6 protein-coding genes are annotated in these 7770 nt (G+C 73.1%); 3 read left to right on the top strand and 3 right to left on the bottom strand.

The features are described 5' to 3' along the window. Nucleotides 1-1141 (bottom strand): DUF5685 family protein (locus ABT106_RS29980; RefSeq protein WP_351283640.1); only part of this gene is annotated, 1141 nt, incomplete at its 3' end. Between the two features lie 283 nt (nucleotides 1142-1424). Between ABT106_RS29980 and ABT106_RS29975 the strand changes: the two genes are divergently transcribed. Then, entirely contained in the window at nucleotides 1425-1877 is a 453-nt protein-coding gene (locus tag ABT106_RS29975) for a cell division protein SepF (RefSeq protein WP_267726452.1), read from the top strand. Nucleotides 1878-1886: 9 nt separating this feature from the next. On the opposite strand, the gene ABT106_RS29970 is transcribed toward ABT106_RS29975, so the two are convergent. Both ABT106_RS29970 and ABT106_RS29965 read right to left on the bottom strand, forming a co-directional pair. After that, nucleotides 1887-3059, bottom strand: coding sequence for an acyl-CoA dehydrogenase family protein (locus ABT106_RS29970; protein ID WP_351283637.1), 1173 nt, complete (start codon nucleotides 3057-3059; stop codon nucleotides 1887-1889). Between the two features lie 389 nt (nucleotides 3060-3448). Then, nucleotides 3449-5149 (bottom strand): MFS transporter, encoded by a 1701-nt coding sequence (locus ABT106_RS29965; RefSeq protein WP_351283634.1) that lies wholly within the window; start codon nucleotides 5147-5149, stop codon nucleotides 3449-3451. 281 nt (nucleotides 5150-5430) lie between these two features. Here ABT106_RS29965 and ABT106_RS29960 point away from each other — a divergent pair, with 281 nt between their 5' ends. Beyond that, a complete protein-coding gene (locus tag ABT106_RS29960) occupies nucleotides 5431-6564 on the top strand; it encodes a glycosyltransferase family 39 protein (RefSeq protein WP_502979526.1) in 1134 nt (377 codons plus the stop codon). Between the two features lie 273 nt (nucleotides 6565-6837). Beyond that, a partial coding sequence (locus ABT106_RS29955; protein ID WP_351283628.1) for a phosphatase PAP2 family protein occupies nucleotides 6838-7770 on the top strand: 933 nt, incomplete at its 3' end.

The following is a 7770-nucleotide window of genomic DNA, read 5'->3' as shown; positions in this document are numbered from 1 at the left end:
TGCTCGCTGATCCCCATGAAGCGGACCGACGTGCTCGGCTCGATCTCGTCCGGGAGCCACCACCACCGCCGAAGCCGCCGCCTCCACCAGCGCCGAAGCCGCCGCCCGGGCCCGAGGGGGGCCCACCGGGCGCTCCCCCGCCGTACGGGGCGCCACCCTGGGGCGGGCCGCCGTAGGGGTTCTGCGCGTACGGGTTGCCGGCGCCCTGGGCGTCGTACGGCTGGCCCCCGTACGGGTTGCCGCCCTGCCCGGCGGATGCCGTGCCGGTGTGGTCGTGCCCGCAGTCCCGGGTCCCGAAGGCCCGGTCCACGGAGGTCCGCAGCTCGTGCACGAGCAGCCGGTGGGCGAGGCCCGCGTCGGCGAATTCGGCCTCGTCCAGCGCGAGCCTGATGCCCGTGAGGGCGTCGTCGCACAGCCGCCGGGCCTCGGCGAGCGGGGTCCCGGTGGCGGTGAGCGGGTTCCAGGCACCCGCCTCCGCGTCGGCCCCCCGGTCCTCCACCGCGTCCAGCAGGTGCGCGAGCCGCCCGAAGTACCGGCCCGCCTCGGCGAGCGCGGGGGCGTTGCCTGGCCGTCCGGCCAGCAGCGCGGTATGCGCGAAGGCGGCGGCGGTGGCGGTCTCCGTCGGCTCGGTCACCACGAGCACGGGCGTGCCGGGGCCGGCCAGGGTCTCGATCCCGCCCTGCCGGTCGACGGCGTCGACGAGCACCGCCGTGTCGAAGCCGAGCGAGGCTCCGGTACGGGCGCCGGCCCGGTCCCAGCCGCGGGCGACCTTGCGGGCGGCCAGGGCGAGGGGCGCCCGGGCCAACAGCCCGTCCCGGTCGGCCACGTGGTCCCGTATCTTCGCGGAGGCCAGCACGAGCGAGACGGCGGCCGCGAGCCGCGCCCCCTCGCCCCGGGCGACCTCGGCCGTGCGCATCCCGCGCAACGGACAGGGGCCCGCGGTGCGGCGGGCGCCGGGTGCGGGACCGGACTGAGCCTCCGTCAGAACGGAGACCAGCAGACCGTCGTAGTTCGTGACGATCCGGGCGAACTGGCCGTGGTCCCCGCGAAGTGCCAGGCACAGCCCGCACAGATGAGCCGTCCACTCGGCCTTGAACCGCTCCCCCAGCCGGTGCGCGCAAGGTCTGACGATGCCGAACAATCTGCTCCCCCGTGGGTCGTACGTGTGCCTGCCGGGCATCGTAGCGAGCCCCCCGCGTCACCCGTACGACCGCACCACTCACCCGTAAGGGCGCAGCAATCGTATTTTCACTCAGTCAGCAGCGGTAGGCGCCTGGATCCTTGACCGTGCAACGGATGTTCTGCACCAGTACCGTCACGAAACCCGTGCGCGCCGACTATCCACTTGGCGCGTTGTCAGCATCATGGACGACCATAGGGGCAGCGGAGAGAAGACAGACTGACCGCGGTGAAAGGAGGCGTCCATGGGTTCGGTGCGCAAGGCGAGTGCCTGGCTGGGTCTCGTGGAAGACAGCGACGACGAGCGTTACTACGACGACGACTACGCGGAGGCCGCCCAGGGTGGTTCGGTTTCCGGCCCCGGCGACGCGTGGGTCACCGACCCCCGGGTCAAGGTGGTCTCGGAGTCGGCCGTCGACCAGGGACGCCGGATCGCCACGGTCACCCCGGACGGCTTCCGTGACGCCCGGGGCATCGGCGAGCTGTTCCGCGAGGGCGTCCCGGTGATCGTCAACCTGTCGTCGATGGACCCGGGCGACGCGAAGCGCGTGGTCGACTTCGCGGCCGGACTGACCTTCGGGCTGCGCGGATCGATCGAGCGGGTGGCGACCAGGGTCTTCCTGCTGACCCCGGCCGACACCCAGATCGTGAGCGGCGAGTCCGGCGGCCGCTCGCGCGACTTCTTCAACCAGAGCTAGGCAGGGCCCTCACCGGAAGGCGTCGAGCCCGGTGAGCGCCTTGCCCAGCACCAGTTGGTGCATCTCGGCGGTGCCCTCGTAGGTGAGGACCGACTCGAGGTTGGTGGCGTGCCGCATGACGGGGTATTCGAGGGAGATCCCGTTGGCACCCAGGATGGTCCGCGCGGTACGACAGATTTCGATGGCCTCGCGGACATTGTTGAGCTTGCCGAAGCTGATCTGCTCCGGCCGCAGGGTCCCCGCGTCCATGCGCCGGCCCAGGTGGTGGGCCAGCAGGATGCCCTTGTGGAGCTCCAGGGCCATGTCCGCGAGCTTGGCCTGCGTGAGCTGGAAGCCGCCGATCGGCTTGCCGAACTGCTCCCGGGTCCTGGAGTAGTCGAGCGCGGACTCGAAGCTGGAGCGCGCCGCGCCCATGGACCCCCAGATGATCCCGTACCGCGCGTGGCTGAGGCAGCCGAGCGGACCCTTGAGCCCGGTGACGCCCGGAAGGACCGCGTCCGCGGGCAGCCGTACGTCGTCCATGACCAGCTCGCTCGTCACCGAGGCGCGCAGCGACCACTTGTGCCTGATCTCGGGTGCGGAGAACCCGGCGCTGCCGGTGGGCACCGCGAAGCCGCGGATCCCCTCGTCGGTCTGCGCCCACACCACGGCGACGGCGGCCACCGATCCGTTGGTGATCCACATCTTGCGCCCGTTCAGCACCCAGTCGGTGCCGTCGCGCTTGGCGTACGTCCGCATGCCCGCGGGGTCGGAACCGTGGTCCGGCTCGGTCAGGCCGAAGCAGCCGATCAGCTCCCCGGCGGCCATGCCGGGCAGCCAGCGCTGCTTCTGCTCCTCGGAGCCGTACTTCCAGATCGCGTACATGGCCAGCGAGCCCTGTACGGACACCAGCGAGCGGATCCCGGAGTCGGCGGCCTCCAGCTCCAGGCAGGCGAGGCCGTACTGGACGGCGCTGGCACCGGCGCAGCCGTAGCCGGTCAGCGACATCCCGAGGGCACCGAGCGAGCCGAGCTCACGGGCGATCTCGCGGATCTCCGGCAGCTCGCCCTTCTCGTACCACTCGGCGACGTGCGGCAGCACCCGGTCGGCGGCCCAGCCGCGGACGGTGTCCCGGATGGCGAGGTCCTCCGGACCGAGGAGCTCGTCGAGCCCGAGCGGATCATGGGGCTGGAACGCGGACACGGGGCCTCCCGGCGGCCTGAGTCAGAACCTAGCAGCGCAAGTTTTCGCGCGCCCCCCGACGCTAGACGCCCCCTTCCCCACCCGTCCACCCCCACCCGGATCAGCCCGCCGACGTCTGAGGCGACCCCCACGGCCCGCCCGACGATTGAGGCGACCCCCCCCACAGCCCCGCCGACGGTTGAGGCGCCCCCCACAGCCCCACCGACGATTGAGGCGCCCCCATAGCCCCGCCGGCGTTTGAGGCGCGGGGGTCCGGGGGCAGCACCCCCGGCAGCGGCGCCGCACCCGGCCCCACAGCGGCACCACGGCACAACGGCACCACGGCACAACGGCACAACGGTCCGGCGGCCCGGCGGCCCGGCGGCCCGGCGGCCCAGCACCCGGCACGGTCAGCCCGCGCGCTCCGCGCCCGCCGGATACGCCTCACCGGCGGACGGCGAGGGCACCTCGGCCACCCTCCGCCCGCCCCCCTGGGCAGGCAGCCGCACCGCCACGTCCCCACCCGGCTCGCCGCCAGGCGCCCCGCACTCCATCACCCGCGGCAGCTTCAGCGCCATCACCGCGCCCGCGAGCAGCAGCCCCGCGCTCACCACCAGGGTGACGTGCAGCCCGTGGACGAAGGAGTGCCGGGCGGCGGCGTACAGCGACGCCCCCGCGGGGCCGCCGACCTGCGCGGCGATCTGGTATGCCTCGCCCAGGGAATGGGCGGCGCCCTCGGACTGCGCCGCCGAGACCCCCGGCACCCGCGCGAGCCCCGGGGCGTACGCGGCGTTCATCACGCTGCCCAGCAGCGCGATGCCCATGCCCGCGCCCAGCTGGTAGGAGGTCTCGCCGATGGAGGCCGCGCCGCCCGCGGTGTCCGACGGGGCCTCGCTGAGCATGGACTCGTACGCGGCGAACAGGGTGGTCTGGAGCCCGAAGCCGAGCAGGATGAAGCCCACCGTGAGCAGGAGGGGCCGGTCCTGCTGCCCCATGAAGGTCAGCAGCAGCACGGCGAGGGCCGTGAGCACGAAACCCAGCGAGACCATGGTCCGCGGGCCGATCCGGGTCAGGGTGTAGGACCCGGTGGCGCCGGCGGCCATGGCGGCGAAGGTGAGCGGCAGCAGCCGCAGGCCGGTCTCCAGCGGGCTGAGGTGCAGCACCAGCTGGAGGTACTGGACGGCGATCAGTTCCAGGCCGACCAGGGCCAGCATGGCGAGCACGATGCAGCCGACGGAGGTCGTGAAGGCGGCGCGGGAGAACAGCCGCATGTCGATCAGCGGGTGCGTGCGCCGCTTCTGGCGCCGTACGAACAGCACGAGCAGCGCCACGCCGAGGAACAGCGGGACCATCGCCTCGGCGTCGAGCAGGTGGCGTTCGGCGCCCAGCCGCTTGATCCCGAGCACGGAGCCGAGGACTCCGGCGGCCGCCATCAGCGCGCCCAGCACGTCCCAGGGCCCGTCGGAGGAGCCCTTCGACTCGGGGAGCAGCCAGCGGCCCAGCGGGAGGATCAGCGCCATCAGCGGGATGTTGATGAGGAAGACGGAGCCCCACCAGAAGTGCTGGACGAGGAAGCCGCCGAGCACCGGTCCGCCGGCGGCGCCGACGGCGGCGACGGCGGTCCAGATGCCGATGGCGAGGGCCCGCTCGCGCCGGTCGGGGAAGACCTGGCGCAGGATCGACAGCGTGGCGGGCATGATCATCGCGCCGCCGATGCCGAGCAGCGCGCGGGCGGCGATGAGCACGTGGGCGCTGTCGGCGAGGGCGGCCAGCGCGGAGGCCGCGCCGAAGAGTCCGTAGCCGAGGAGGAGGATGCGGCGGCGGCCGACGCGGTCGCCCAGGGTGCCGAAGAGGATCAGCAGGGCGGCGCAGACGAGCGGGTAGGCGTCGACGATCCAGAGGAGCTCGATCGAGCCGGGGCGCAGGTCCTCGGTGACGGAGGGGACGGCGACGTGCAGGATCGTCGCGTCGAGCGCGACGAGGACCAGGCTGACGCAGAGCACCGCCAGGACGGCCCAGCGGTTGGCTCCGCCGGAGGCCGCCCGGACCCGCTGCCAGGGGGTAGGGGTCCCGCGGTCGGCCCTGCGGTCGGCCGTGTTCGTCCCCGACATGCATGTACCTCCCAGGTGATCCCCCCGCACTCGGCGGACCGGCGTCTGTGGGGCCGCGGGGATGGTGCGCTGTGCGGCTTCCGACGGGTCCGGCATCGACACGCGAGTGAACGGTCAGCGTACGCGAGTTCGCCTGTCGCTCACGTGGTCAAGCTCTCATCCCGGAGAGGGCCGCCGTGTGGCGTACGCCACTCGCCGGGCCCGCTTTCCTCCCCCGTGTACACGCGCGCTCACCGCTCGTGGTTCTCGGCCGCGCCCCCGGGGCTCCGCCACCGATAATCATGCCCGTGAAAGATCTTGGATTTCGGCGGGCCGCGCCCGCGCTGGCCGTCTTCGCGGTGGTCAGGCTGCTCGCGCTGACGGTGCTCGCCGGCTGGAGCGCGGTCGCGGGCAGCAGCCCGCACACGCTGTTGTCGGCCCGCTGGGATTCGCTCTGGTACGCCCGCACCGCGGCCGGGGGGTACGGCTACGAGGTGGTCCTCCCGAACGGGGACGTCCACTCGAACCTGGCCTTCTTCCCGCTCCTGCCCTGGCTGGAACGGCTGGTGTCGGCCGTGACCGGGCTTTCGTACGGCTCCTCGGGCCTGGTGGTGTCGGCGCTCGCGGGGCTCGCGGCGGCCTGGGGGATCTTCGCCGTCGCCGACCCTCTGTACGGCCGCCGGGCCGGGGTGCTGGCCGTGGCGCTGTGGGCGGTGCTGCCGGTCGGGATCGTGCAGTCCATGGCGTACAGCGAGGCCCTGTTCACCGCGCTCGCCGCCTGGTCGCTGTACGGGGCCCTGCGCGGCCGGTGGCTGACCGCGGGGCTGCTCGCGGCGGGGGCCGGGCTGACCCGCCCGGTCGGGGCCGCGGTGGTCGCGGCGGTGTGGGTGGCGGCCGCCCTGGCGCTGCGGCGCGGGGAGCGGTCGTGGCGGATCGCCGCGGGCGCCGCGCTGGCCCCGCTGGGGGCCGCGGCGTACGTGCTGTGGGTCGGCGCGCGCACCGGCGGCGGCCTGTTCGGCTACCTGGACGTGCAGGCGGGCTGGGGCAACGGCTTCGACGGCGGCTGGGCCTTCGCCCGTTTCGTCGGGGCGAAGCTGGCCTCCCCGGGCTCCCCGGCCTCGGCGGGCTTCGCGGCCGGGGCCGGACTGATCGCCGGGGTGACACTCGTGCTGTGGCTGTACGCGCGCTGCGTACGGCAGCGGCAGCCGGTGCCGCTGCTCGTGTACGGCGGGATCGTGGTGGCGCTGGCCCTGTGCGCGTCGGGGTACTTCGGCTCCAAGCCGCGGCTGCTGCTGCCGGCCTTCCCGCTGCTGCTGCCCGTCGCGGTGGCGCTGGCCCGGTGGCGGACGCGGTGGGCGGCCCTGGTGCTGGGGGCGGCCGCCCTGGCCTCGGCGGTCTACGGGGCGTTCTGGCTGAACGGCTCGGGGCCTCCATAGGTCCGGCAGGCCCCGCGCGGACCCCGGCGGCCGGGACCCGTTCATAACGGAATGGAACATTCCGATACATCTTTCAGCAAAGGACTTGAGCCGCGGCAATAAAGCACAGGTAAGTGTGCGAAACAATTTCCGTGACCGTGGATCAAGTGGACTCCAACCGCGCTCGAAATAGCGCCGATTAAGTCCCGCGTGAGACCAACTCCACATCACATGGTCATCACAAAGCGCGTGATTCGCCCGGGGTGCCCGGCGGCGCGCGGTAACGTCGATTGAGTGCGTACCGACCTAATCCTGCCCCGTCTGGAGCGGGTGTTCGCCCGGCTGGACCGGGAACCAGAGCGACCGGCTCATCTGCAAACTCCGCGGATGAGCCGGCACCGCGTCGTGCTCCTGGGATCGACCCTCGCCTTCTATCTCGCGATCGTGGTGGCCGTACTGACCACGTCCTGGCTCGTCCGGCTGGACTGGCAGGTCATGTTCTTCCGCCCCTACGAGCAGTGGCCGCAGTTGCACGCCTTCCTCGACTACCTCGTCGTGCTCGGCCAGCGCGGACCCACCGCGGTGATGGTCGCCGCCTGGCTCGGCTGGCGCTCCTGGCGCCAGCACACCCTCCGCCCGCTGATCACCCTCGGCGTGGCCCTGCTGCTGCTCAACGTCACCGTCGGGGCCGTAAAGATCGGCCTCGGCCGCCTCGGCCCGCACTACGCCACCGAGATCGGCTCCGCCGAGCTCTTCGCGGGCGGCGATATATTTCCTTCCGGCCACACCGCCAACGCCGTCGTGACCTGGGGAATCCTGGCCTACCTGGCCTCCACCGTGGTCACCCGGCGGGTGCTGTCCGTGGTGTCGGCCGTCGTCTCGCTGAGCGTCGGCGCCACCACCGTGTACCTCGGGACCCACTGGATCAGCGACGTCCTGCTCGGCTGGACCGCGGGACTGCTGATCCTGCTGGCGCTCCCCTGGTTCGAGCCGCTCATCGCCCGCGTCGAAGCTCACGTCTTCGAGCTGCGCGAGCTGCTGCGCCGCCGCGCCGAGACCGGGCGGATGCCCGTGCCGGTCGCCGTCGCGCTCACCCCGCTGCTCTCCGCGGGCGGCAAATGGCGGCTCACCCTGGACGCGGACACGGCCGGGGAGGCGGCCACGGCCGCCGCCGCGGAGCCGGCGACCGGAGCGGGGGCCTGGGGGCCGGCGAAGGCCACCAGCGGC

The organism is Streptomyces sp. NPDC002044, assembly GCF_040296725.1.
Classification (GTDB): domain Bacteria; phylum Actinomycetota; class Actinomycetes; order Streptomycetales; family Streptomycetaceae; genus Streptomyces; species Streptomyces antarcticus.
The sequence above is the reverse complement of the archived record's forward strand: the minus strand, read 5'-3'. Positions and strand labels throughout refer to the sequence as shown.